24 protein-coding genes, 4 tRNA genes and 2 pseudogenes are annotated in these 24302 nt (G+C 62.4%); 21 read left to right on the top strand and 9 right to left on the bottom strand.

Annotation, left to right across the window (positions count from 1 at the left end; translation table 11 throughout):
- The first annotated feature begins 53 nt into the window (after positions 1-53).
- The 5 genes from ribF to ispH are packed head-to-tail and all read left to right on the top strand — an operon-like array spanning position 54 to position 5732.
- Positions 54-1004 carry a bifunctional riboflavin kinase/FAD synthetase gene (ribF, locus tag MOP87_RS17895; protein WP_027915689.1) on the top strand — a complete coding sequence of 317 codons (951 nt, stop codon included), beginning with the start codon at positions 54-56 and terminating at the stop codon, positions 1002-1004.
- Positions 1001-3832, top strand: a complete 2832-nt coding sequence (gene ileS / locus MOP87_RS17890; protein WP_242809866.1) for an isoleucine--tRNA ligase — start codon at positions 1001-1003, stop codon at positions 3830-3832. The genes ribF and ileS overlap by 4 nt, the downstream gene beginning before the upstream one ends.
- The gene (gene lspA, locus MOP87_RS17885) at positions 3825-4340 is read left to right on the top strand and encodes a signal peptidase II (protein ID WP_027915691.1); all 516 of its coding nucleotides are present in this window, start codon (positions 3825-3827) and stop codon (positions 4338-4340) included. Before ileS ends, lspA begins: the two co-directional genes overlap by 8 nt.
- Positions 4333-4770, top strand: coding sequence for an FKBP-type peptidyl-prolyl cis-trans isomerase (gene fkpB / locus MOP87_RS17880; RefSeq protein WP_027915692.1), 438 nt, complete (start codon positions 4333-4335; stop codon positions 4768-4770). The genes lspA and fkpB overlap by 8 nt, the downstream gene beginning before the upstream one ends.
- Positions 4771-4784: 14 nt before the next feature.
- Positions 4785-5732 carry a 4-hydroxy-3-methylbut-2-enyl diphosphate reductase gene (gene ispH / locus MOP87_RS17875; protein ID WP_027915693.1) on the top strand — a complete coding sequence of 316 codons (948 nt, stop codon included), beginning with the start codon at positions 4785-4787 and terminating at the stop codon, positions 5730-5732.
- A gap of 36 nt (positions 5733-5768) precedes the next feature.
- Here the strand turns inward: ispH and MOP87_RS17870 are convergent, their stop codons facing one another.
- Positions 5769-6266 carry a GspH/FimT family pseudopilin gene (locus tag MOP87_RS17870; RefSeq protein WP_242809865.1) on the bottom strand — a complete coding sequence of 166 codons (498 nt, stop codon included), beginning with the start codon at positions 6264-6266 and terminating at the stop codon, positions 5769-5771.
- A 109-nt stretch (positions 6267-6375) separates the two neighbouring features.
- On the opposite strand from MOP87_RS17870, the gene MOP87_RS17865 reads away from it, so the two are divergent.
- The 5 genes and pseudogenes from MOP87_RS17865 (at position 6376) to thiO (ending at position 9195) form a co-directional block, all read left to right on the top strand.
- Entirely contained in the window at positions 6376-6558 is a 183-nt protein-coding gene (locus tag MOP87_RS17865; protein ID WP_027915695.1) for a prepilin-type N-terminal cleavage/methylation domain-containing protein, read from the top strand.
- Positions 6555-7193 (top strand): hypothetical protein, encoded by a 639-nt coding sequence (locus MOP87_RS17860; RefSeq protein WP_027915696.1) that lies wholly within the window; start codon positions 6555-6557, stop codon positions 7191-7193. Before MOP87_RS17865 ends, MOP87_RS17860 begins: the two co-directional genes overlap by 4 nt.
- The gene (locus MOP87_RS17855; RefSeq protein ID WP_027915697.1) at positions 7190-7654 is read left to right on the top strand and encodes a hypothetical protein; all 465 of its coding nucleotides are present in this window, start codon (positions 7190-7192) and stop codon (positions 7652-7654) included. Before MOP87_RS17860 ends, MOP87_RS17855 begins: the two co-directional genes overlap by 4 nt.
- A 1-nt stretch (position 7655) precedes the next feature.
- Positions 7656-8041, top strand: a pseudogene (locus tag MOP87_RS17850) (type IV pilin protein).
- Positions 8042-8097: 56 nt separating this feature from the next.
- On the top strand, positions 8098-9195 hold the full coding sequence (gene thiO, locus MOP87_RS17845; RefSeq protein WP_049695403.1) for a glycine oxidase ThiO: 1098 nt from the start codon (positions 8098-8100) through the stop codon (positions 9193-9195).
- Between the two features lie 8 nt (positions 9196-9203).
- On the opposite strand, the gene MOP87_RS17840 is transcribed toward thiO, so the two are convergent.
- Both MOP87_RS17840 and MOP87_RS17835 read right to left on the bottom strand, forming a co-directional pair.
- Positions 9204-9434 (bottom strand): PP0621 family protein, encoded by a 231-nt coding sequence (locus tag MOP87_RS17840; RefSeq protein WP_023533255.1) that lies wholly within the window; start codon positions 9432-9434, stop codon positions 9204-9206.
- Between the two features lie 94 nt (positions 9435-9528).
- A complete protein-coding gene (locus MOP87_RS17835; protein WP_027915700.1) occupies positions 9529-10548 on the bottom strand; it encodes an outer membrane protein assembly factor BamD in 1020 nt (339 codons plus the stop codon).
- 147 nt (positions 10549-10695) lie between these two features.
- Between MOP87_RS17835 and rluD the strand changes: the two genes are divergently transcribed.
- The 7 genes from rluD to MOP87_RS17800 all read left to right on the top strand — a co-directional run bounded on the left by rluD (position 10696) and on the right by MOP87_RS17800 (position 17013).
- On the top strand, positions 10696-11658 hold the full coding sequence (gene rluD / locus MOP87_RS17830) for a 23S rRNA pseudouridine(1911/1915/1917) synthase RluD (RefSeq protein ID WP_023533229.1): 963 nt from the start codon (positions 10696-10698) through the stop codon (positions 11656-11658).
- Positions 11655-12395 carry a peptidoglycan editing factor PgeF gene (gene pgeF / locus MOP87_RS17825; protein ID WP_027915701.1) on the top strand — a complete coding sequence of 247 codons (741 nt, stop codon included), beginning with the start codon at positions 11655-11657 and terminating at the stop codon, positions 12393-12395. The genes rluD and pgeF overlap by 4 nt, the downstream gene beginning before the upstream one ends.
- Positions 12396-12572: 177 nt before the next feature.
- Positions 12573-15137 (top strand): ATP-dependent chaperone ClpB, encoded by a 2565-nt coding sequence (clpB, locus tag MOP87_RS17820; protein WP_023533276.1) that lies wholly within the window; start codon positions 12573-12575, stop codon positions 15135-15137.
- Positions 15138-15604: 467 nt separating this feature from the next.
- Positions 15605-15680: transfer RNA gene (locus MOP87_RS17815), tRNA-Asn, on the top strand.
- Positions 15681-15684: 4 nt separating this feature from the next.
- Positions 15685-15761 (top strand) — tRNA-Pro (locus MOP87_RS17810).
- Between the two features lie 6 nt (positions 15762-15767).
- A tRNA-Lys gene (locus tag MOP87_RS17805) sits at positions 15768-15843 on the top strand.
- 168 nt (positions 15844-16011) lie between these two features.
- Positions 16012-17013, top strand: a complete 1002-nt coding sequence (locus tag MOP87_RS17800) for an FAD-binding oxidoreductase (protein ID WP_197874496.1) — start codon at positions 16012-16014, stop codon at positions 17011-17013.
- A 36-nt stretch (positions 17014-17049) separates the two neighbouring features.
- On the opposite strand, the gene MOP87_RS17795 is transcribed toward MOP87_RS17800, so the two are convergent.
- Together MOP87_RS17795 and MOP87_RS17790 are read right to left on the bottom strand one after the other, a co-directional pair.
- Positions 17050-18345 (bottom strand): NAD(P)/FAD-dependent oxidoreductase, encoded by a 1296-nt coding sequence (locus MOP87_RS17795; RefSeq protein WP_028688063.1) that lies wholly within the window; start codon positions 18343-18345, stop codon positions 17050-17052.
- A gap of 349 nt (positions 18346-18694) precedes the next feature.
- Entirely contained in the window at positions 18695-19324 is a 630-nt protein-coding gene (locus MOP87_RS17790) for a DUF1780 domain-containing protein (RefSeq protein ID WP_023533234.1), read from the bottom strand.
- 146 nt (positions 19325-19470) lie between these two features.
- Here MOP87_RS17790 and MOP87_RS17785 point away from each other — a divergent pair, with 146 nt between their 5' ends.
- Positions 19471-20154, top strand: coding sequence for an energy-coupling factor ABC transporter permease (locus MOP87_RS17785; RefSeq protein WP_145280920.1), 684 nt, complete (start codon positions 19471-19473; stop codon positions 20152-20154).
- Between the two features lie 50 nt (positions 20155-20204).
- On the opposite strand, the gene yacG is transcribed toward MOP87_RS17785, so the two are convergent.
- Genes yacG through MOP87_RS17765 form a run of 4 tightly spaced genes read right to left on the bottom strand, consistent with a single transcriptional unit; the run spans position 20205 to position 23101 of the window.
- A complete protein-coding gene (gene yacG / locus MOP87_RS17780) occupies positions 20205-20405 on the bottom strand; it encodes a DNA gyrase inhibitor YacG (RefSeq protein WP_027915705.1) in 201 nt (66 codons plus the stop codon).
- On the bottom strand, positions 20402-21025 hold the full coding sequence (gene coaE, locus MOP87_RS17775) for a dephospho-CoA kinase (RefSeq protein ID WP_242809864.1): 624 nt from the start codon (positions 21023-21025) through the stop codon (positions 20402-20404). The genes yacG and coaE overlap by 4 nt, the downstream gene beginning before the upstream one ends.
- On the bottom strand, positions 21022-21891 hold the full coding sequence (locus tag MOP87_RS17770) for an A24 family peptidase (protein WP_145280922.1): 870 nt from the start codon (positions 21889-21891) through the stop codon (positions 21022-21024). Before MOP87_RS17770 ends, coaE begins: the two co-directional genes overlap by 4 nt.
- Before the next feature lies 1 nt (position 21892).
- Positions 21893-23101, bottom strand: a complete 1209-nt coding sequence (locus MOP87_RS17765) for a type II secretion system F family protein (RefSeq protein ID WP_145280924.1) — start codon at positions 23099-23101, stop codon at positions 21893-21895.
- 213 nt (positions 23102-23314) lie between these two features.
- Between MOP87_RS17765 and MOP87_RS17760 the strand changes: the two genes are divergently transcribed.
- The 3 genes and pseudogenes from MOP87_RS17760 to MOP87_RS17750 form a co-directional block, all read left to right on the top strand.
- Positions 23315-23725 carry a pilin gene (locus tag MOP87_RS17760; RefSeq protein ID WP_027915709.1) on the top strand — a complete coding sequence of 137 codons (411 nt, stop codon included), beginning with the start codon at positions 23315-23317 and terminating at the stop codon, positions 23723-23725.
- 70 nt (positions 23726-23795) lie between these two features.
- Positions 23796-23871, top strand: a tRNA-Thr gene (locus tag MOP87_RS17755).
- Positions 23872-24036: 165 nt separating this feature from the next.
- Positions 24037-24210, top strand: a pseudogene (locus MOP87_RS17750) (integrase arm-type DNA-binding domain-containing protein); the annotation flags it as partial.
- Positions 24211-24302: the final 92 nt, after the last annotated feature.

Genomic DNA, 24302 nt, shown 5'->3' with positions numbered 1-24302 from the left:
ACCGGCGCCCGGGTGTGGTTATAATCGGCCACTTTATGAGCAAGAAGCGCGTTATGCAGCTGGTTCGAGGTCTTCACAACCTGCGCCCCGAGCACCGGGGGTGTGTCGCCACCATTGGCAACTTCGACGGGGTTCACCGCGGCCACCAGGCAATCCTGGCGCGCCTGCGCGAGCGAGGCCAGGCCCTGGGCCTGCCGACCTGCGTGGTAATCTTCGAACCGCAGCCGCGCGAGTACTTCACGCCCGATACCGCGCCGGCCCGCCTGGCCCGGCTGCGGGACAAGATCGCGTTGCTGGCCGGCGAAGGCATCGACCGCGTATTGTGCCTGGCCTTCAACCAGCGCCTGGGTGAGCTCGACGCCGATGACTTCGTCAGGACCATCCTGGTCGATGGCCTGGGCGTGCAGCATCTCGAAGTGGGTGACGACTTCCGCTTTGGCTGTGATCGCAAAGGCGATTTCGCCTTCCTGGTCCAGGCCGGCGCGCAGTATGGTTTTACCGTAGAAGCCGCCAACACCGTGATCCAGGACGGCCTACGGGTCAGCAGCACCGAAGTACGCAAGGCGCTGGCGCAAGGCAATTTCGAGCTGGCCGAGCATCTGCTGGGCCGCCCGTACAGCATCACCGGCCGCGTATTGCATGGCCAGAAGCTGGCCCGCCAGCTCGGCACACCCACTGCCAACATCCAGCTCAAGCGTCGCCGCGTACCGTTGGCCGGTGTCTACCTGGCCAGCATCGAGATCGACGGCAAGGCCTGGGCGGGTGTCGGCAACATTGGCGTGCGTCCTACCGTTGCCGGTGACGGGCGCCCGCACCTGGAGATCCATCTGCTGGACTATGCCGGTGACCTTTATGGTCGCCGTCTGACGGTGGTGTTCCACCACAAGCTGCGTGAAGAGCAGCGATTCGCCTCCCTGGAGGCGCTGAAGTCGGCGATCGATGCGGATATCGCCGCCGCACGTGCACATTGGCACGCTCAACCGCTAACCAAGAGCCTGAAATGACCGACTACAAAGCCACGCTAAACCTTCCGGACACCGCCTTCCCCATGAAGGCCGGCCTGCCTCAGCGCGAACCGCAGATTCTGCAGCGCTGGGACAGCATTGGCCTGTACCAGAAGCTGCGCGAGATTGGCAAGGATCGTCCCAAGTTCGTCCTGCACGACGGCCCGCCCTACGCCAATGGCAAGATCCACATCGGTCATGCGCTGAACAAGATCCTCAAGGACATGATCGTCCGCTCCAAGACCCTGGCCGGCTTCGATGCGCCGTACGTGCCGGGTTGGGACTGCCATGGGCTGCCGATCGAACACAAGGTCGAAGTCACCCACGGCAAACACCTGACCGCCGACCGTACCCGCGAGCTGTGCCGCGAGTACGCTGCCGAGCAGATCGAAGGGCAGAAGACCGAGTTCATTCGCCTGGGCGTGCTGGGCGACTGGGACAACCCCTACAAGACCATGAACTTCGCCAACGAGGCCGGTGAAATCCGCGCCCTGGCCGAGATGGTCAAGCAGGGGTACGTGTTCAAGGGCCTCAAGCCGGTGAACTGGTGCTTCGATTGCGGCTCGGCACTGGCCGAGGCGGAAGTCGAATACGCCGACAAGAAGTCGCAGACCATCGACGTGGCGTTCCCTGTCGCCGATGACGCCAAGCTGGCCGCAGCCTTCGGCCTGGCGGCACTCGAAAAACCGGCCGCCATCGTGATCTGGACCACCACCCCGTGGACCATCCCTGCCAACCAGGCGCTGAACGTTCACCCCGAGTTCCAGTACGCCCTGGTCGACATCGGCGAGCGTCTGCTGGTCCTGGCCGAAGAGCTGGTCGAGTCCTGCCTCAAGCGCTACGAACTGGAAGGTTCGGTGATCGCCACCGCCCCAGGCTCGGCCCTTGAGCTGGTCAACTTCCGTCACCCGTTCTACGACCGCCTTTCGCCGGTTTACCTGGCCGAGTACGTGGAACTGGGCGCAGGCACTGGCGTGGTGCATTCTGCGCCGGCCTACGGTGAAGACGACTTCGTGACCTGCAAGCGCTACGGCATGATCAACGATGAAATCCTCACGCCCGTGCAGAGCAACGGCGTGTACGTCGAATCGCTGCCGTTCTTCGGCGGGCAGTTCATCTGGAAGGCCAACCCGGCCATCGTCGAGAAGCTGGCCGAAGTCGGTGCGCTGATGCACACCGAAACCATCAGCCACAGCTACATGCACTGCTGGCGTCACAAGTCGCCGCTGATCTACCGTGCCACCGCACAGTGGTTCGTCGGCATGGACAAGCAGCCACGCGACGGCGAACCGCTGCGCGAGCGTGCCCTGAAGGCCATCGAGGACACCAAGTTCGTCCCGGCGTGGGGCCAGGCACGCTTGCACTCGATGATCGCAAACCGGCCTGACTGGTGCATCTCGCGCCAGCGTAACTGGGGCGTGCCTATCCCATTCTTCCTGAACAAGCAGACGGGCGAGCTGCACCCTCGGACCGTCGAGCTGATGGAAGAGGTCGCCAAGCGCGTCGAGCAACAGGGCATCGAGGCCTGGTTCAAGCTGGACGCCGCCGAGCTGCTCGGCGCCGAAGCCGAGCAGTACGACAAGATCGCTGACACCCTGGACGTATGGTTCGACTCCGGCACCACGCACTGGCATGTACTGCGCGGCTCCCACGACATCGGCCATGCCACCGGCCCCCGCGCCGACCTGTACCTGGAAGGTTCCGACCAACACCGCGGCTGGTTCCACTCGTCGCTGTTGACCGGCTGCGCCATCGACGGCCACGCGCCATACCGCGAGCTGCTGACCCACGGCTTCACCGTGGACGAGAACGGCCGCAAGATGTCCAAGTCGCTGGGCAACACCATCGAGCCCGAGAAGGTCAACAACACCCTGGGTGCCGACATCCTGCGCCTGTGGGTCGCTGCTACCGACTACTCCGGTGAAATGGCAGTGTCCGAGCAGATCCTGCAGCGCAGCGCCGATGCCTACCGGCGTATTCGCAACACCGCACGCTTCCTGCTCTCCAACCTGACCGGCTTCGACCCGGCACGCGACCTGCTCGCGCCGCAGGACATGCTGGCCCTGGACCGTTGGGCGGTGGATCGCACCCTGTTGCTGCAACGCGAGCTGGAAGAGCACTACGGCGAGTACCGCTTCTGGAACGTCTACTCGAAGGTGCACAACTTCTGTGTGCAGGAGCTGGGTGGTTTCTACCTCGACATCATCAAAGATCGCCAGTACACCACGGGCGCCAACAGCGTCGCCCGCCGTTCCTGCCAGACCGCGCTGTACCACATCAGCGAGGCGCTGGTGCGCTGGATCGCGCCGATCCTGGCTTTTACCGCCGACGAAATCTGGCAGTACCTGCCGGGTGAGCGTAACGAGTCGGTCATGCTCAATGGCTGGTATGAAGGCCTGAGTGAGCTGCCGGAAGGCACCGAACTCGATCGCGCCTATTGGGACCGCGTCATGGCGGTCAAGGCTTCGGTCAACAAGGAACTGGAAAACCAGCGTACCGCCAAGGTCATCGGCGGCAACCTGCAGGCCGAAGTCACCTTGTACGCGGACGAGGGCCTGAGCGCCGATCTGAACAAGCTGGGCGATGAGTTGCGTTTCGTGCTCATCACCTCGGCTGCCAGCGTGGTGCCGTTCGCGCAGGCGCCTGCCGAAGCGGTGGCGACCGAGGTCGAAGGCCTCAAGTTGAAAGTGGTCAAGTCCGGCTACACCAAGTGCGGCCGTTGCTGGCACTTCCGTGCAGACGTCGGCAGCCATCCGGAGCATCCGGAAATCTGCGGTCGCTGTGTGGAAAACCTGACCGGCTCCGGCGAGGTGCGCCACTATGCCTAACCTTGCAGCGGGGCGCTTCGGGCGCCTCGTATGGCTGTGGCTGAGCTTGCTGGTCCTGGTCGTCGACCAGGCCACCAAGCTGTACTTCAACAACGCCCTGACCATGTACCAGCAAATTGTCGTCATCCCCGACTACTTCAGCTGGACCCTGGCCTACAACACCGGCGCTGCGTTCAGTTTTCTGGCCGATGGCGCCGGCTGGCAGCGCTGGTTGTTCGCCCTGATCGCCGTGGTGGTCAGTGCAGTGCTGGTGGTGTGGCTCAAGCGCCTCGGCCGTCATGAAACCTGGCTGGCCGTAGCGCTGGCCCTGGTGCTGGGCGGGGCCATCGGCAACCTCTACGACCGTATCGTGCTGGGCCATGTGGTCGATTTCATCCTGGTGCACTGGCAGAACCGCCACTACTTCCCGGCCTTCAACGTGGCCGACAGCGCCATTACCGTCGGCGCAATCATGTTGGCGCTGGACATGTTCAAGAGCAAGAAATCCGAGGAGCCGGTCCATGACTGACATTCGTATCGGCCAGAACACCGAAGTTACCCTGCATTTCGCCCTGCGCCTGGAAAACGGTGACACGGTCGACAGCACCTTCGACAAGGCGCCTGCCACCTTCAAGGTGGGCGACGGCAACCTGCTGCCGGGCTTCGAGGCCGCGCTGTTCGGTTTTAAGGCTGGCGACAAACGCACCGTGGAGGTGGCCCCGGAGAACGCCTTCGGCCAGCCTAACCCACAGAATGTGCAGGTTATGCCAAGGTCTCAGTTCGAAGGCATGGAGCTGTCCGATGGCTTGCTGATCATCTTCAAGGACGCCGCCAACGCCGAGCTACCGGGCGTGGTGAAGGCCTTCGACGACGATCAGGTGACCATCGACTTCAATCACCCACTGGCTGGCAAGACCCTGACCTTCGAGGTAGAGATCCTCGAGGTGAAGGCCCTGTAGGCCTGGAGCCGATCATGCAAATCAAACTCGCCAACCCGCGCGGCTTCTGCGCGGGGGTCGACCGGGCGATCGAAATCGTCAACCGCGCGCTGGAAGTGTTCGGCCCGCCCATCTATGTGCGCCACGAAGTGGTACACAACAAGTTCGTCGTCGAGGACCTGCGCAGCCGTGGCGCCATTTTCGTCGAGGAGCTGGACCAGGTGCCTGACGATGTCATCGTCATCTTCAGCGCCCATGGGGTTTCCCAGGCCGTGCGTCAGGAAGCCGGTGGGCGTGGCCTGAAGGTATTCGATGCCACCTGCCCATTGGTCACCAAGGTGCACATCGAGGTGGCCAAGTACAGCCGCGATGGCCGTGAGTGCATCCTGATTGGCCATGCCGGCCACCCGGAAGTCGAAGGCACCATGGGGCAGTATGACGCTAGCAACGGCGGGGCCATCTACCTGGTAGAAGACGAGGACGACGTAGCCAATCTGCAGGTGAGAGACCCTGACCACTTGGCATTCGTGACCCAGACCACCTTGTCGATGGACGACACCAGCCGCGTGATCGACGCGCTGCGTGCGCGCTTTCCGAACATCGGCGGGCCGCGCAAGGACGACATCTGCTACGCCACGCAAAACCGCCAGGATGCCGTTAAGCAACTGGCCGACGAGTGTGATGTGGTCCTGGTGGTCGGCAGCCCTAACAGCTCCAACTCCAACCGCCTGCGTGAGCTTGCCGAGCGAATGGGTACCCCAGCCCATCTGATCGACGGCGCTGAAGACCTGCAGCGGGCCTGGTTCGACCAGGTTGGCCGCATCGGCATCACCGCAGGCGCGTCCGCGCCGGAAGTGCTGGTGCGCGGCGTCATCGAACAGCTCAAGGCCTGGGGCGCTACGGGCGCCGAGGAGCTGGACGGGCGTGAAGAGAACGTCACCTTCTCGATGCCCAAAGAGCTGCGTGTGCGCTCGTTGATCTGATCGCCTGCGCGGGCCTGAGCGGTTAGCCGCGAACGCTCAGGCCCCTGCACCTTCGCACCCTCGGGTGTCGCGAGTTTCATTCGATACCCTGACTCTGCCGCTGGACGCCATCACCACTTGATGCTGGCTGGTGCCAGCCGACCGCGCGCATACTTCGAAAGTCGCCGCCAGCCAGTTGCCGGCGGGGTTCACTGGCAGGCCCATGGCCGTGAACGTCATCGTCGTACCTAGGTTCGCGGCGATCTGCAGAGGCCGACGCAGGCGGTGTTCATGCAGCACCCGCGAATCCTGCTCCAGCGTCACTCGCCATCCATTGCCCCATGCTTCGTCCAGCGCTTGCACCCGCACGGCCTCACCCAGCAGCATGGCGCGCCCACGCGCGCTCCGCAGCGTTTGCGACAAGTCTCGCGTGACGGCAGCGCGGTGCACGTCATCGCTGAGCTTGACGTAGGCAGGCGCCCCCAGCTGCGTCAGGACAGCGAGCACCGCCAATGCCGACACCGTTTGTATCAGTGTTACTCCCTGTTGCTTCACCGTGCATTTCTCCTTGGTCGTGCTTGGCTTTAGCTTCACGCACGCTGGGTCACCCTTCCAGTGGCAGGCGTACATCGACAATGCATGAAAAGTCGCAGGAGCTGCAGGGATGCAGGTAACGCAACGGGGCATGACGCTCCTGGAAACGCTGTTGGCCATGGTGGTGATTGCGGTGGGAATGTTTGCCGCAGCAGCGCTGCACATGCAGGCTTTGCAGGCCTCGCAAGACGCTCGGCAGCAGGTGCAGGCGGTGCTGGCATCTGCCAGTGCACATGAGCAGGCGCTGCCATGAGGCCCTGGCAAAAAGGGGTCGGATTGCTCGAGCTGCTACTGGCGCTGGCACTCGGGTTGATGCTGTTGGCCGGCGCCAGCCAGTTGTTCACCTCTGCCCACCGAGCGTGGCAGCTGCAAGGGGCAGCGCTGCGCATGCAGGAAGATGCACGGCTGGCCTTGTTGCGCATGGCCCAGGACATCCGCATGGCTGGCATGTTCGGCTGCCTGCGGTTGGAGCCCGCGGATCTGCCAGACGGCGACACCTTTACCGCATTTAGCCGACCTCTGGAAGTGGAGGGCTCAAACCTTGAGGTGGTGGTGGCCGACCTTCCTGGCCATCCGCTGAAGCCTCAATGGACCCTGCTCACTGACTGCGTGGGGTACGCCAAGGTACATCGAGGGCATGTCCAAGCCGCCGCGCCGCTGATGGCCATCCCCATCACCCGACATCGTTACGCCGTCAGGGGCGCTACCCTGTACTTCACCCGTGGCAGCAGCACCCAGCCCCTGCTTGAGCATGTGCGCCGTCTGCACGTGGTGGCTGCGGCCGATGGCCAGCGCATCGACCTGCACTTGGATCTGTTCGATCCCGTGTTGGCGCTGGAGCAGCAGTACGTTGTCAGTGTGGCCCGCCGCAACGGGGGCGAGCCATGACACGAGAACGTGGGGTGGTGCTGCTGTTGGCATTGGTGCTGAGCCTCTTGCTGGGTGTGCTGACCACCTCGGCGCTACGTGCGGCCGCCGTTGAGACGCAAATGGTGGGCCTGTTCAAAGAAGGGCAGCTGGCCTTCGAGCAGGCCGAAGCCACATTGGACGTTGGCAAGCAGTCGATCATGCAGGTACGGCCACCGCCATGTGAAGTGTGCCCGCCGCCTGAGCAGCCGCATCGCCTGGCCGGGGTCTGGGAAGCCGGGCCAGAAGGCTTTTTTCAGGTGCAGAACCTGGGCACCACGCAACGCGCCGTGGGTGTCCCGGCCGGGCGATCAGTGACAGTGTTCCGGGTAACCGCGGTCAGCCAGCTAAGTCATCCCCGGCAGGTGGTGGAAGCGGTGTATGCCAGCGATGGTAGTGCGCTTGTACGCATGACGTGGCGACAAAGATTCAGAGGAGACTGACATGCAGCAAGGCATCAGCCTGATCGAGCTGTTGATTGTGCTGGCCGTCACCGGCATTCTGGCAGCCATTGCCTACCCCCGTTACAACGACCACCTGCGGCAGGCAGCGCGCCACGAGGTGGTCGCCCTGTTGCAGGATGCTGCATTGCGCCTGGAACGCCATCGCTTGGTTACTGGCCAGTATGCCGAAGGCGACCCGAGCCTGCCTTCGGGCAACCGCTACTACAGCCTGCAAGCGCTGCGCGAAGACCAGACCTTCACCCTGCGCGCCCGACGTTTGCAAAAGGGCTGATGGCCGAAGACCGCTGTGGCGATTTCGAGCTTGATCAAGCTGGGGTAGGACGCAACCACGGCGCCATCGACAGCGCGCGCTGCTGGGGAGGCTGAACGGTCACAGGTGCCCGGTGCATCGCGGTTTTTTTCTTCAGGTGTTGAATCGACAGATGAGCAAGCAAGTAGTGGTGGTCGGTGGCGGGGTCATTGGCCTGCTGACGGCATTCAACCTGGCGGCGAGCGTCGACCAGGTAGTGATATGCGACCAAGGCGAGGTAGGTCGCGAGTCCTCCTGGGCCGGGGGCGGTATCGTCTCGCCCCTGTACCCCTGGCGCTACAGCCCGGCAGTGACCGCCCTGGCGCATTGGTCGCAGGACTTTTATCCACAGCTGGGTGAGCGCTTGTTCGCCAGCACGGGCCTGGACCCTGAAGTGCATACCACCGGGCTGTACTGGCTTGACCTGGATGATCAAGCCCAGGCCTTGGCATGGGCGGACCGTCAGCAGCGGCCGTTGAGCGCCGTGGACATTTCGGCGGTGTACGACGCAGTCCCTGTGCTCGGGCCAGGCTTTGAGCGAGCCCTCTACATGGAGGGCGTGGCCAATGTGCGCAACCCGCGCCTGGTCAAATCGCTGAAGGCGGCGTTGCTGGCATTGCCCAATGTGAGTGTGCGGGAGCACTGCCAGATCACGGGGTTCGTGCAGCAGGGCGGTCGTATCATTGGGGTGAGCACCGCTGAAGGCGAGCTGGCGGCCGACGAAGTCGTACTCAGCGCCGGTGCCTGGAGCGGCGAACTGCTGCGCTACTTGGGCCTTGAGCTTCCGGTCGAGCCGGTGAAAGGGCAGATGATCCTGTTCAAATGCGCTGAAGACTTTCTGCCAAGCATGGTGCTTGCCAAAGGTCGTTATGCAATTCCGCGCCGGGATGGTCACATTCTGGTGGGCAGTACGCTGGAGCATGCCGGCTACGACAAAACACCCACCGATGAGGCGCTGGCAAGCCTCAAGGCATCGGCAGTGGATCTGCTGCCCGGCCTGGAAGGCGCGCATGTGGTTGCCCATTGGGCCGGGCTACGGCCAGGTTCGCCTGAAGGCGTTCCGTTTATCGGGCCGGTGCCCGAGTTCGAGGGGCTATGGCTGAATTGCGGCCATTATCGAAACGGGCTGGTGCTGGCGCCAGCCTCGTGCCAACTGCTGGCCGATTTGCTCAATGGCGCCGAGCCTATCATCGATCCGGCACCCTACGCTCCGCAGGGGCGCCTTGGCTAACCGCCCGATCAGCCCTGTCGGCCAGGCCCCTGCTGCAAGTGTGCCTGGCTGCAATACCAGGTGTTGCCCTGCGCCAATGCCTGGTCGGTGGGCAGGTGCACGCCACAATGCGCGCAGCGAACCATTTTCAGCGGCGCGTCGAGCTTGGCCTCTTGGCGCGGTTGCTGGCTGAGTTTGAATTTGCGCCACAGCCAGAACGCGGCGGCGATCAGGACGATCCAGAAAAGTAGGCGAACCATGGTGTTCAGCTTGTCGAATGAAAGAGGATGACAGTCTAGGGCGCAGGCATAAAAAAAGGGAGGTCCCAGACCTCCCTTTCATGCAACGGCTGAATCAGTCGAACAGACCGAAGGTCATGTAGCTGAACCAGGAGCGGTTGCTGTCGGCTTCCTTCGGCCCTGGTGGCTCGATCGGGTCGCCGTTTTCATCCTTGGGCAACAGCTCCTTGGGCATTTCATCACGCGCATCCTGGAACTGCTTGATCACGTCCTGGTTGGCGCGGGTCTGACCCGGTGGCAGCGGGGTGTCGGTTTCGATCAGGCCCAGCGTGGCCTTGGACAGCCAGCCGCGACCGTCAGATTCGGTCTGCTTGGGCTGGAACTCGCCATCGGCCAGGCTCGGGTGGTCCGGGTAGTTGAGCTTCAGGGTTTCCAGGCTGGTGGCAGCCAGGTCGTCCAGGTGCATCTTCTGGTACGCCTCGACCATCACCGCCAGGCCGTCGCCAACCGAGGGCGTTTCCTGGAAGTTCTCGACCACGTAGCGGCCACGGTTGGCGGCAGCCACGTATGCCTGACGGCTGAGGTAGTAGTCGGCCACGTGGATTTCATAGGAGGCCAGCAGGTTGCGCAGGTAGATCATGCGCTGCTTGGCGTCCGGGGCGTAACGGCTGTTGGGGAAGCGGCTGGTGAGCTGCGCGAACTCGTTGTACGAGTCGCGGGCCGCGCCCGGGTCGCGCTTGGTCATGTCCAGCGGCAGGAAGCGCGCCAGCAGGCCACGGTCCTGGTCGAAGGAGGTCAGACCCTTGAGGTAGTACGCGTAGTCGACGTTCGGGTGCTGCGGGTGCAGGCGGATGAAGCGCTCGGCGGCAGACTTGGCAGCCTCCGGCTCCGCGTTCTTGTAGTTGGCGTAGATCAGCTCCAGCTGCGCCTGGTCGGCATAGCGGCCGAACGGGTAACGCGACTCCAGGGCCTTGAGCTTGTTCACGGCGCTGGTGTAGCTGGAATTGTCCAGGTCAGCCTGGGCCTGTTGATACAGCTCGGCCTCGCTGAGGTTCTCGTCGATGACTTCCTTATTAGAGGAACAGGCCGCGGTGAGCCCGAGGATGGCGATCAGCAGCAGGTGTTTCACTTGCATGGCGGCTTGCGTCCCTTTGACGGCCGCTGTCTTGGGCGGGGCCGTCCTGTTATGATGAGCGCCCCGGCCAACCCCGGGACAAAAGAAGCCGTATTTAACCACAAGCTCGCAGCTGAAACCAAAGGCTGTGCGCCCACTGAATCGAGCATGTCCGAGATCATTCAACTTAGCGCAGAGGTCCCGTCCGAACTGGGCGGTCAACGCCTCGACCAGGTCGCCGCCCAATTGTTCGACGAGTATTCGCGCTCGCGGCTGACGGCATGGATCAAAGATGGCCGTCTGACGGTCGACGGGGCTGTCCTGCGCCCGCGTGACACCGTGCATGGCGGTGCCGTGCTGGCCCTGGAAGCCGAGCAGGAGGCCCAGGGCGAATGGGAGGCCGAGGACATCGCGCTGGACATCGTCTATGAAGACGACCAGATCCTGGTCATCAACAAGCCTGCGGGCCTGGTGGTGCACCCGGCTGCCGGCCATGCCAGCGGTACCTTGCTCAACGCCTTGCTGCACCACGTGCCCGACATCATCAACGTGCCACGTGCCGGCATCGTCCACCGCCTGGACAAGGACACCACCGGTCTGATGGTCGTGGCCAAGACCTTGCAGGCGCAAACCCACTTGGTCGACCAGCTGCAGAAGCGGTCGGTCAGCCGTATCTACGAATGCATCGTCGTGGGCGTGGTCACCGCCGGTGGCAAGATCGACGCCCCCATCGGTCGTCACGGCGGCATGCGCCAGCGCATGGCCGTCACCGACGGCGGCAAGCCAGCGGTCAGCCACTACCGTGTGCTCAAGCGCTTCCGCTCGCACACCCACGTGCGGGTCAAGCTCGAAACCGGGCGTACCCACCAGATTCGCGTGCACATGGCCCACGTCGGCTTCCCCCTGGTTGGTGACCAGACCTACGGCGGGCGTTTCCGCATCCCGCCTGCGGCCAGCCCGACCATGGTCGAGGCGGTCAAGACCTTCCCGCGGCAGGCCCTGCACGCACGCTTCCTGGCACTGGTGCACCCGGCGACGGGCGAGCGCATGGAGTGGGAATCGCCACTGCCCGACGATTTCGTCTGGCTGCTGTCGCTGCTCAATCAGGATCGCGAGAGCTTCATCGGATGAGTGGCTTGACGCAGTCGCTGCTGACGCCGGACTGGCCTGCGCCAGCCTCGGTTCGCGCCTGCGTCACCACCCGCCAGGGCGGCGTCAGCCTGCCGCCTTTCGATACTTTCAATCTGGGTGACCATGTGGGGGACGACCCTGCGGCCGTTGCCCAGAACCGCCTGCGCCTAAGCGGCGAGTTCGACATCCAGCCCGCCTGGCTCAAGCAGGTGCACGGTCTGGCCGTCGCCGATGCAGACCCTTCCCGCGTGGTCGAAGCCGATGCCAGCTGGACCAACCGGCCAGGCATCGCCTGTACGGTGATGACCGCCGATTGCCTGCCTGTATTGTTTTGTGACCAGGCAGGTACGCAAGTGGCGGCCGCCCATGCAGGCTGGCGCGGGCTTGCCGGCGGTGTGCTCGAAGCCACCCTGGATCGTCTGAACGTACCACCGGCTCAGGTGCTGGTGTGGTTGGGCCCGGCCATTGGGCCGCAGGCATTCGAAGTGGGCCTGGAGGTGCGCGATGCTTTTACTGCGGTGCACCCTGAGGCCGCACGGGCATTCGTCGACGGCGAACGACCCGGCAAGCTGATGGCCGATATCTACGCCCTGGCCCGTATTCGCCTGGCAGCCCGTGGGGTCACGGCTGTTTACGGTGGCGGCTTGTGCACGGTGAGCGACGAGCGGTTCTTCTCCTATCGGCGTACCCCGCAAGGCGGGCGTTTCGCTTCTTTGGTGTGGCTGGCGCCGCGCTAGCGCGCAATAGGCTGTACCTGCCATTACACCTGTGCAAATCCAGCAGCTTGACCTCCGTCAACCGCGCTACGCTTGAATCTTCCAGAATCAGCCTTATCTATAAGACATCTCAGGCAGGTTTCTTCATAAACAGGCGCTGTCCATCGCTCCGACCTGCCCTTTACAGGAAGGTACATCATGCGAATAGACCGTTTGACCAGCAAGCTCCAGCTTGCAATATCCGATGCGCAATCCCTGGCCGTTGGCATGGACCACCCCGCCATCGAGCCTGTCCACTTGCTGCAGGCCTTGCTCGAACAGCAGGGTGGCTCCATCAAGCCACTGCTGATGCAGGTCGGCTTCGACATCAATAGCCTGCGTCAGGCCATGGTCAAGGAGCTCGACCAACTGCCTAAAATCCAGAACCCAACGGGCGACGTGAACATGTCGCAGGATCTGGCGCGCCTGCTCAACCAGGCAGACCGCCTGGCCCAGCAAAAGGGTGACCAGTTCATTTCCAGCGAGTTGGTAGTGCTGGCGGCCATGGATGAGAACAGCAAGCTGGGCAAGTTGCTGCTCAGCCAGGGCGTGAGCAAGAAAGCCCTTGAAAACGCCATCAATAACCTGCGCGGTGGCGCGGCCGTAAACGATGCCAACGCCGAGGAATCACGCCAGGCGCTGGACAAGTACACCGTCGACCTGACCAAGCGTGCCGAAGAAGGCAAGCTTGACCCTGTGATCGGCCGTGACGACGAAATCCGCCGCACCGTCCAGGTGCTGCAACGCCGTACCAAGAACAACCCCGTGCTGATCGGTGAGCCTGGCGTGGGCAAGACCGCCATTGCCGAGGGCCTCGCCCAGCGCATCATCAACGGCGAAGTGCCAGATGGCTTGAAAGGCAAGCGCCTGCTCGCCCTGGACATGGGGGCCCTTATTGCCGGCGCCAAGTACCGGGGTGAATTCGAGGAGCGCCTCAAAGGCCTGCTCAACGAACTGTCGAAGCAAGAAGGGCAGGTGATCCTGTTCATCGACGAATTGCACACCATGGTCGGCGCCGGTAAAGGCGAGGGTGCCATGGACGCAGGCAACATGCTCAAGCCTGCCCTGGCCCGTGGTGAACTGCACTGCGTAGGCGCCACCACCTTGAACGAATACCGCCAGTTCATCGAGAAGGATGCGGCCCTGGAACGTCGCTTCCAGAAGGTACTGGTGGAGGAGCCTAGCGAAGAGGACACCATCGCCATTCTGCGTGGCTTGAAAGAACGTTATGAAGTCCACCACAAGGTGGCCATCACCGACGGCGCTATCATCGCGGCGGCCAAGCTCAGCCACCGCTACATCACCGATCGTCAGTTGCCCGACAAGGCCATCGACCTGATCGACGAGGCAGCCAGCCGTATTCGGATGGAAATCGACTCCAAGCCGGAGGTGCTCGACCGTCTTGACCGCCGTCTGATTCAGCTGAAGGTCGAGTCCCAGGCACTCAAGAAAGAAGAGGATGAGGCTGCCAAGAAGCGCCTGGAGAAACTGACCGAGGAAATCGAGCGCCTGGAGCGTGAATATTCCGACCTCGAAGAGATTTGGGCGTCGGAAAAAGCTGAAGTCCAGGGTTCGGCCCAGATTCAGCAGAAGATCGAACAAGCGCGCCAGGAGCTCGAGGCCGCCCGCCGCAAAGGCGACCTGAGCCGCATGGCTGAGCTGCAGTACGGGGTAATCCCGGACCTGGAACGCAGCCTGCAGATGGTCGACCAGCACGGCAAGACCGATAACCAGTTGCTGCGCAACAAGGTCACCGAGGAAGAAATTGCCGAAGTGGTTTCCAAGTGGACGGGCATCCCAGTGTCCAAGATGCTGGAGGGCGAGCGCGAGAAGCTGCTGAAAATGGAAGCGCTGCTGCACCAGCGCGTCATTGGCCAGAGCGAGGCCGTTACTGCCGTGGCCAACGCGGTGCGCCGGTCCCGGGCAGGTCTGTCCGACCCCAACCGGCCCAGCGGCTCGTTCATGTTCCTCGGCCCGACCGGCGTGGGCAAGACGGAGCTGTGCAAGGCGCTGGCCGAATTCCTGTTCGACACCGAGGAAGCCATGGTGCGTATCGACATGTCCGAGTTCATGGAGAAACACTCCGTGGCGCGGCTGATCGGTGCACCGCCAGGCTATGTGGGGTACGAGGAGGGCGGTTACCTGACCGAGGCCGTGCGCCGCAAGCCGTATTCGGTGGTGCTGCTCGATGAGGTGGAGAAGGCTCACCCCGACGTCTTCAATGTGCTGTTGCAGGTGCTGGAAGACGGACGCCTGACCGACAGCCATGGCCGCACCGTGGACTTCCGCAATACGGTCATCGTGATGACGTCCAACCTGGGCTCGGCGCAGATTCAGGAGTTGGTGGGCGACCGCGAGGCGCAACGTGCCGCTGTAATGGATGCGGTAGGTGCGCACTTCCGTCCCGAGTTCATCAACCGGATCGACGAAGTGGTGGTGTTCGAACCGCTGGGCCGCGAGCAGATCGCCGGCATTACCGAGATCCAGCTGGGACGGCTGCGCAGCCGCCTGATGGAGCGTGAGCTTTCGCTGAGCTTGAGCCCGCAGGCCCTGGACAAGCTGATCGCAGTCGGTTACGACCCGGTGTATGGCGCGCGGCCGCTCAAGCGTGCGATTCAGCGCTGGATCGAAAACCCGCTGGCGCAGTTGATCCTGTCGGGCAAGTTCGTGCCAGGTACGGCCATCACTGCCACCGTGGAAGGCGACGAGATCGTGTTTGCGTGATGTTGGTCGCATAGGATTGTTGGGGCCGTCTCGCGGCCAATGGGCCAGGCAGGCCCCGCGCGGTCAATGTACGCGCGCCCTTGCCGGGGCGCCGGACCGGCCGTGATGGGACGCAACGCGGCCCCAACAACCTCTATGCTGTCTTCAAGGAGACCAGCTAACCCCCGTAAATCCGGGCCTTTGTACCCATCCAAGATAACTCGCTGAAATTTTTGAAATTTATGCTTGCATGATCAATCGAGTGGCCCTAATATACGCCGCGTTGTCAGGCACTAAGCGAATCACCAGCAACACCGGTGACCGCAAAACAACTTAGAAATCAGTAAGTTGAATGAAAAAAAGTGGTTGACAAGCAAAACGAAGAATGTAGAATAGCCGGCCTCAGCAGCGATAACGCGAAAGCGGATAGCCAAAGAGACCGAAGTTAACACAAGCTTCGAAGATGTAAGGTTGTACCGAAGTTCAGTTCCGCGATAGCTCAGTCGGTAGAGCAAATGACTGTTAATCATTGGGTCCCTGGTTCGAGTCCAGGTCGCGGAGCCAATCTCGGGGTGTAGCGCAGTCCGGTAGCGCGCCTGCTTTGGGAGCAGGATGTCAGGAGTTCGAATCCCCTCACCCCGACCATTTTCCGGGTCGTTAGCTCAGTTGGTAGAGCAGTTGGCTTTTAACCAATTGGTCGTAGGTTCGAATCCTACACGACCCACCATGTAAGAAGGGCATCTCGAATGAGATGCCCTTTTTCTTTTGTCTCGGTTTTTCCAAAGCCCTGTATTTTCCCGCAAATCCGCTATTCTGCCCTGTGTCTTTGGCAGTCTGGGGACCTATTGGCATGGGAGCCAACACATCAAGTGTCGTGGTCGTGGGTGGAGGCATCATGGGTGCTTCCATTGCGTGGCACCTTGCAAGGCTCGGTGCCCGGGTCACTGTTCTGGAGCAAGGGTCTCGCGCCGCCAGTGGCGTTACCCGTTGGTCATATGGCTGGGTAGGCACCGCCAGCGCCAGTGCATCGGACAACCCGGCGGCATTTTCCTCCACGTTGCAGGCTATTGCCGATTTCAAACGACTGGCGCTTGACCTCGGGCCTTTGCCGATTGCCGCCCGTGGCGCCATGGTGTGGTTGGAAAACGATGCACAAACGTCCGCCCTCATCAATCAGCAACGTTCTGCCGGCGTAAACCTTCAACCACTGAATGCCCAGCAGATAAGCGCCCTTGAGCCTTGCATGATCACGCCACCGGCCCTGGCGGCGTGGGCGCCGGACGATTTTGCCGTGGAGCCCGTTGCCTTGGCGAAGATGCTGTTGAGCGGCGCTGAGCAAGCCGGGGCAGAGATTCTCTACGGCCGGCGGGTCGATGGCATAGACACGCACAACGGACGCGTGACGGCCGCCAGGTGCGCAGCGCAAACCTACGCCGCCGATACCGTGGTGCTGGCCAATGCCGGTGCCGCTATCGGCCTTGCAGCGGGTGTCGGTCTGCCCTTGCCCTTGCTTACCCGGCCTGCCGTACTGATGCGCTTCGCGGCGCCTGCCGGTGTAGTGCGGCACCTGGTCTACGGTAATGGTTTGGAGTTACGCCCGGCATTGGAAGGGGGCGTGGCCTGCGCCGAAGAAGCGCCTGCCGAGGGTGAGGCAGGGTTGCCAGCCTTGGTCGAGCTTACGACCAAGGCCATCCAGCAGATGTTCATCGGTGCCACGGCGCTTTCGCTGCGCGCGGTCAGTATCGGGCACCGACCGATGACCCCGGAAGGCAAGCCTGTGATGGGTTACCTTCCTGGTGTCGAGGGGTTGTATACCTTGGTGGCACACCCTGGGATCGTGCTTGCGCCCCACCTCGGCCGTCTGGCAGCCGAGGAAATCGTACGAACGCGAAGCTAGCCGGGCGCCTGCGAACGCACCCGGTCAGCAGCCAGGTCAGTGCAACTTCAGCCTTGGTTCGGTGCCGCGGCCAATCTTGCTGCCCAGCATCATCAGGGCCGTGCGGAAGAATCCGTACAACGCCATCTGGTGCATGCGATACAGCGACACGTAGAACATCCTTGCCAGCCAGCCTTCGAGCTTCACATTGCCCATCAAGTTACCCATCAGGTTACCCACTGCCGAGAATCGCGAGAGCGACACCAGCGAGCCATAATCCTTGTACTGGTAGGTCGGCAGCGGCTTGTTCTCCAGGCGTGCCTTGATGCTCTGTGCCAGCATTGAAGCCTGCTGGTGAGCTGCCTGCGCCCGGGGCGGCACGTTGCGATCGCTGTCTGGCTGCGGGCAGGCGGCGCAGTCACCGAAGGCGAAAATATCGTCATCACGGGTGGTTTGCAGGGTAGGACGTACGACCAGTTGGTTGATGCGGTTGGTCTCCAGGCCATCGATCTCCTTCAAGAAGCCCGGCGCCCGGATGCCCGCTGCCCAGACCTTCAGGCTGGCCTGGATCACTTCGCCGTCCTTGGTCTTGAGACCTTCAGCCGTCACTTCGCTGACAGCCGCGTTGGTCATTACTTTCACCCCAAGCTTCTCAAGGGTCTGATGCACGGGCACGCTGATGCGCTCCGGCAGTGCCGGCAGCACGCGTGGGCCCGCCTCGATCAGGGTGATGTGCATGTCCTTGGGTTGGATGCGATCCAGGCCGTAGGCCGCCAGCTCATGCGCCGCGTGGTGCAGCTCGGCAGCCAGCTCCACGCCCGTGGCACCCGCACCGACGATGGCCACGCTGATCTTTTCGCTGGCCACATCGCCTGCATGGGCGCGCAGGTAATGGTTAAGCAGTTGCTGATGAAAGCGCTCTGCCTGTTTGCGCGTGTCCAGGAACAGGCAATGCTGCGCCGCACCCAAGGTGCCAAAGTCGTTGGTGTTGGAACCGACGGCGATGACCAGGGTGTCGTAGGCAAGGGTGCGCGCGGGCAGCAACTCGCGACCATCTTCATCCAGCGTGGCAGCCAGCTGGATCCGCTTGCTCTCACGCTCCAGGCCACTCATGCGCCCCAGTTGGAAGTTGAAGTGGTTCCACTTGGCTTGCGCTACGTAGTTCAGTTCGTCTTCGGAGGAGTTCAACGAGCCGGCGGCCACTTCGTGCAGCAGCGGTTTCCAGATATGGGTGAGGTTGGTGTCCACCAGGGTGATGTCAGCCTGCTTGCGCTTGCCCAGGGTCTTGCCCAGGCGGGTCGCCAGTTCCAGGCCGCCGGCGCCGCCGCCGACAATCACGATGCGATGAGTCATGGGAATATCTCATAAGGTTTACGGAATTCTTGGCCCAACGGGCCGGTCGCACGGGGCATGAGGGGAGGGCGAGCGCAAGGCAGCTCATAGCTCCGGTCCACTCAACAGGTGCCTGACCCAAGACGACGGGGGTAGCGAGGTACTCGACACAGCGTCCCAAGGGCTTGCAGGTCATCATCGACACTGGCTGACACGCAGGGTTCAGGCGATGGGTCATGCTGGGCCTCTAGGCATAGACGTTCGCGCATCGGCAAACGCTACAGCGCTCGCGCACGCGGCTGTGACAAATGATAATCCTTTCTATCGGCGCCGCCGAGTGTACGTCATCGCAAGCGATCACTGCATAGGATCAAAGACTGATCCCCACATCGAAGACGATGCTGCGCCCCAGGTTACCGCGTAGGAAATCCGGCGCATCTGGGTGGGCGAACAACACCCGGGCAAAGGTTGGCCCGACCAGCGACAGTGAGCGCCAGCCCTGGCGCAAGTACTCGGTGGGCGGCGGGAAGTGGGTGTTGAGGTCCAGCACCTCGCGTTTGAGACTGGCGAAAGCAATGATGTCCAGCTCGTTCAGGTCTAACCCGCGTTCACGGTAGTTGTGCGCTTTCTTGCGCAGGGTGGGCGCCAGCCTGCCCAGCAACTCGGTCGCACTGATGCGGCGAGGGCGTGCTTCGCGTCGCACCAGTTGCGCCAGTGAAAAGGCGCTGCGCCTGCGTTGCAGCTCTTCTCGCCATTCATCGTTAAGTCGGCGACCCTCGTCCAGCACGAAGAACACCTCGAAGGCCGCATCGCGGAACAGTACGTCAGGCGGCTCCTGGCCGGCGGGCGTGAAGTCGTCGTTGCGATAGGCGATATTCAAGCCTTGGAGCAGGCGCTGGCAGACCCAACGCTCGCGCTCCCATTTGCGGGCATTGGACAAGAAGGCGTTGGCTTGTTCGGCCTGGATGGTAAGCAGGCGCAGGTAATCGGAGTCATCCATGAAGCAAGCTTAGCTGTAATTTGATGACGATCAGGAGTTGATCGCGCCTTGAATCAATGAATTACCTGCCCTTTGGGCCAAAAGCACGCTGATGGCAATCCGTGTAGACTCGCATTTATCCATGCATTCATTGAGGTTATTCCTACATGATCAGCGCGCAGGTGCTGTCGGCAACAACGCTGACCGTTGGCTGGCTAGGCTACGTGCCACTGCTCGCGTGGGCCGCCAGTCAAGCCCGCTGGGTCGAGCTGGTCACGGACCGGCGGCGCCAGCACTTGCTGTTCGGCACTGTGGTTGGGTTGTTCGCGCTGTGGTTGGTTCGGCGCGATTTCGACACGGGCGTGTCCTACCACTTCATTGGCATGACCGCCGTCACCCTGCTGCTGGACTGGCCGCTGGCGGTACTGGGTGGCTTCATGGCGCAACTGGGCCTGCTACTGCTCGGGCGTCAGGAGTTGGCTGGGTTAGGGGTCAACGGTCTGCTGCTGGTCGGCCTGCCGGTCCTGGTCACCGAAGCCTGTGCCATCGCGGTGGAACGAGCGCAGCCGCGAAATCTTTTCGTGTACATCTTTTGCTCAGGGTTTTTCCCGGCGGCACTGACGGTGGTCGTGTGCCTCACCGCCGCGCTGGGGCTGCTCTGGCTCGATGGCCTGTTCGCCATGCCAGAGTGGCTAAGTGATTTTGTGGGCTACCTGTGGCTGATGATGTTTCCCGAAGCGTTCATCAACGGAACCGTGATCAGCGCACTGGTGGTCTTTTGCCCTGAATGGCTGGAGACGTTCAACCACACTCGATACCTGCAGGCTCCCTGGAAAGAAGGGGGTGACTGAAAGCCATGCCCCCCCTGCACAGCGTCTACGGGGTGTATTTCTCCAAAGAATCAGTGACGAGGCTCTAGATCCCCCGAATACAATTCGTCTTCCGAGTCCTCGGCCCCGGGAATCTTGTGCTCCTCGGACGCCCAGGCGCCCAGGTCGATCAGTTTGCAACGGTCGGAGCAGAACGGCCGGAAGGTATTCTTATCGTTCCATTCCACAGGTGCGCCGCAGGTCGGGCAATCGACGGTCAATGGCTGGCTCATGGCTGGCCTCCTCGTAAAGTCAGGTAAAAGTTGTGCAATCGGTCGATCTGCGCATGCAAATGGCCCAGGTCGCCGTCATTGACCACCACGTCATCGGCATGGTGCAGGCGTTCTTCACGCGGCAGCTGGGCCTGAAGAATGGCCTGCACCTGTTCGGCGCTGGTGTGGTCACGGGCAAGGGTGCGTGCTACCTGCAGTGTTTGCGGTACGTCGATGACCAGTACGCGCTGAGTTTTTCGATACTGCCCCGACTCGATCAGCAGGGGCGAGACATACACCGCATAGGGCGATCGCCCTTTGGCCAGGTAACTGAAAATCTCCTGGCCGATCAGCGGGTGCAGCAATTGCTCCAGCCATTTGCGCTGCGCCGGGTCGGTGAAGATCAACTGGCGCAGCGCGGCACGGTCAAGCTGCCCATCGGCCTGCAGCACGGCGGGGCCGAAGTGCTCGACGATGCTCGCCAGAGCCGGGCGTCCGGGCTCGACCACCCAGCGCGCCGCCTGGTCAGCATCGACCAGGTGCACGCCAAGCTCGACAAAGCGCTCGGCTGCGGCGCTCTTGCCGCTGCCGATGCCGCCGGTAAGGCCCAGAATCCAGGGTGTTGTGGCCGCTGTGGTCATTGGGATCCAAGCAGTTGCATGTAGGAGGGGGATATTTCATCATCCCAGAGCACGGCAATCCACCCTGCAATGGCCAGATAAGGCCCAAAGGGCATTGCCGCCCCCATGGCATGCCGACGCAACGCGATCAGGCACAGCCCTATGAATGCGCCTGCTACCGAAGACAGCAAAAGGGTTAGCGGCAATGCCTGCCAGCCACCCCAGGCACCGATGAGCGCCATCAACTTGAAGTCACCGTACCCAAGGCCTTCCTTGCCGGTCAGCAGCTTGAATGTCCAGTAGACGGCCCACAGGCTCAGATACCCCAGCACGGCACCCCACAGCGCATCGCCAAGTGGCGCGAACCCATCGCCAGCATTGACGATCAGCCCCAGCCACACTGCCGGCAGCACCAGTACGTCGGGCAACAGCTGGTGATCCGCATCGATCAGGCTCAGCGTCAGCAGGCACCAGGTCAGCAGCAGCGCGTAGAGCGCTTGCTCCGACGGGCCGAAGCGCCAGGCAATCGCCACCGACAACACAGTACAGGCCACCTCGACCAACGGATAGCGCACGCTGATTTGGCCCTTGCACCCCCGGCAACGGCCATTGAGTGCCAGGTAACTGAGCACAGGGATGTTCTGCCACGCACGGATGACGTGCTTGCACAGAGGGCAATGCGAGCCGGGCAACCATAGATCGAACCGCGCAGACGTACTCAAAGGTAACTTCAGCACCTCTTGCGCAGTGCGTCGCCATTGCCGCTTGAGCATGATCGGCAAACGATACGCCACGACATTGATGAAGCTGCCTGCCAGCAGACCGAGCAGCGCGGCCCAGGCGATGAAGTGCGCAGGTTCCATGCCCTGCAGTGTCCATACCGTCATATCAGATCAGGCTACCCAGTTGGAAAATCGGCAGATACATCGCCACCACCAGTCCACCGACCAGTACCCCCAGCACCAGCACGATGGCCGGCTCCAGCATACTGGCCAGCTGGTCCAAAGCCTGGCTGACCTGGTCCTCATAGTGGCTCGCAGCCTTGTCCAACATCTGGTCCAAGGTCCCGCTGGCCTCGCCGATCGCCGTCATTTGCACCAGCAAGGGAGGAAACACGCGTTCCTCGGCCATCGCCTGATTGAGCACCCGACCGTTTTCCATTGCCTGCCGCAACCGCATCACCGCCTGCTCGTGAAGCTCACTACCGCACGCGCTGGCCACTGTGCCCAGCGCGTCCAGCAACGGTACCCCAGCCGCATAACTGGTCGCCAGGCTGCGGGCGAACCGTGCCAGCGCGGCCTGCCCCAATAGCGCCCCGAACACCGGCATTCTCAGCAGTTGCTGTGCGCACCATAGGCGTGTCGGTGCATGCTGGCGATACCGCTGGCGCCCACCGACGCCCAGCAGCACCCCCACAAGCGCCATCCAGGGCGCCACCTGCCCGAACCCCGCAGACAGGTCTATCACCCACTGGGTGAGGGCGGGCAATGCCGTACCCATGCCAGCGAACATCGACTCGAACTGCGGAATCACTTCCAGCAACAGGATGGTCGAAACCCCCAACCCGGTCAGTAACAGCAGGATGGGATAGGCCATCGCCTTTCGGACTTTCTTCTCAAGGGTGCGCCGCTGCTCCAGCATGCACGCCAACTGCTCGAGTTGCCGATCCAGCGTCCCCGACTGCTCACCTACCCGCACCAGGTTGCAGTACAACCTATCGAACCAGTGAGGATGGCGCTGCAAGGCATCCGCCAGCCCCAACCCTGCGCCCAAGTCTTTTTTCAGCGCCAGCAGCACCGCCGCCTGCCCTTCGGGGCAGCCGCTACGGCTCATCACCTCGAACGCCTGCAACAAAGGCACCCCCGCTCGCAGCAAGGTCGCCAGCTGCCGACTGAAGCCCGCAGTGTCCGGCCTGGCCTGCCAACGCGGCCAGCTCAGTGCCAGCCCACCCGCTGGCCGTACCCGCGCCACCGTGATGCCCTGGCGAATCAGCGCAGCCCGTACATAGGCCGGGCTGCGCCCCGTGGTCTTGCCGCTGACGTGGGCGCCGCTGGCGTCCGTCCCCTGCCAGGTGTAGAGATGCGTAGATGACGTCATTCACATGTCCTTTTCGTCCCTGCGACAAGCCTGGAAACAGCTTGCCCCGTCCTTGGAAAGGCACGCCTTTCCGATGGTCACTAGAGTAGTGCAGCGAGGGCAAAGCCCAAGCGGGCAGGGGTGACAAAAGGTGTCTGTTCAGGCCTACTGCGCCGCTGCCGGTCGAGGCAAGCCTGACCTCACTGAGTCTGCGTATCGAAAAGGAAATTGTTCATGAAAGGGCAACGCGGCATCACCCTGATCGAACTGATGATCGTCGTCGCGATCATCGGCATTCTGGCGACCATCGCCTTACCGATGTACACCAACCACCAAGCCCGCTCCAAGGCCGCCGCCGGCCTGCTGGAAATCAGCGCCCTGAAAACCGCGATGGACCTGCGCCTGAACGAAGGCCGCGACGTCACCGACGTCGCCAGCCTCGGCGGCCAGCCCAGCACCGCCCACTGCGCGATCACCGCCACCGGCAAGGCCACAGATGCCAGTGGCCGTATCGTCTGCACCCTGGTCGACGCCCCCGCGACCGTGTTGGGCAAGGCCCTGACCCTGACCCGCTCAGCGACTGGTTGGGCCTGCACCACCGACATCGAAACCGACCTCGCACCCAAAGGCTGCGCCGCGCCGTGAGGGTGGCGGAATAAACGAGCGGAAACAGGGGTTTGCGTAACGGGTGCAGCAGTGGTACGTTGCGCTACACGCCGGTGTAGCTCAGTCGGTAGAGCAGCGCACTCGTAACGCGAAGGTCGCAGGTTCGATTCCTGTCTCCGGCACCACATCCAGCTCCACTGCATTCCGCTGAATGCTTCGGAAGCCCTCTAAACCGGCCTTCTGGCCGGTTTTTCTTTTCCACGACCCTCCGTCGGAAACCAACAAAATCCCCCAATAAACGGGGGTATTTTTGGGGTACAGCGTCTTTCCTGAATGGAGAACGTATCCCTATGCCACGCCTAGCCATTCCGCTCAGCGACCTAAAATGCCGTACGGCCAAACCGCGTGATCGTGCATACAAACTGTTCGACGACGGGCGTATCTACCTGTAAGTCGCGCCCAGTGGCTTGAAGACTTGGCGGCTGGGGTATTTCAAACCCAGCGGCAAGGAGGGCACGCTGATCGCTGCAAGATGCCAGCCCCGCGAAAACTGGGCGCTCACGTCCAACAACCGTTCTTCTGTTTCCGCCCCAGTATCACTTGACCTATAGCGATG

The sequence above is a fragment of the Pseudomonas sp. I3-I5 genome, assembly GCF_022699445.1.
Taxonomy (GTDB): Bacteria; Pseudomonadota; Gammaproteobacteria; order Pseudomonadales; family Pseudomonadaceae; genus Aquipseudomonas; species Aquipseudomonas fulva.
The sequence above is the reverse complement of the archived record's forward strand: the minus strand, read 5'-3'. Positions and strand labels throughout refer to the sequence as shown.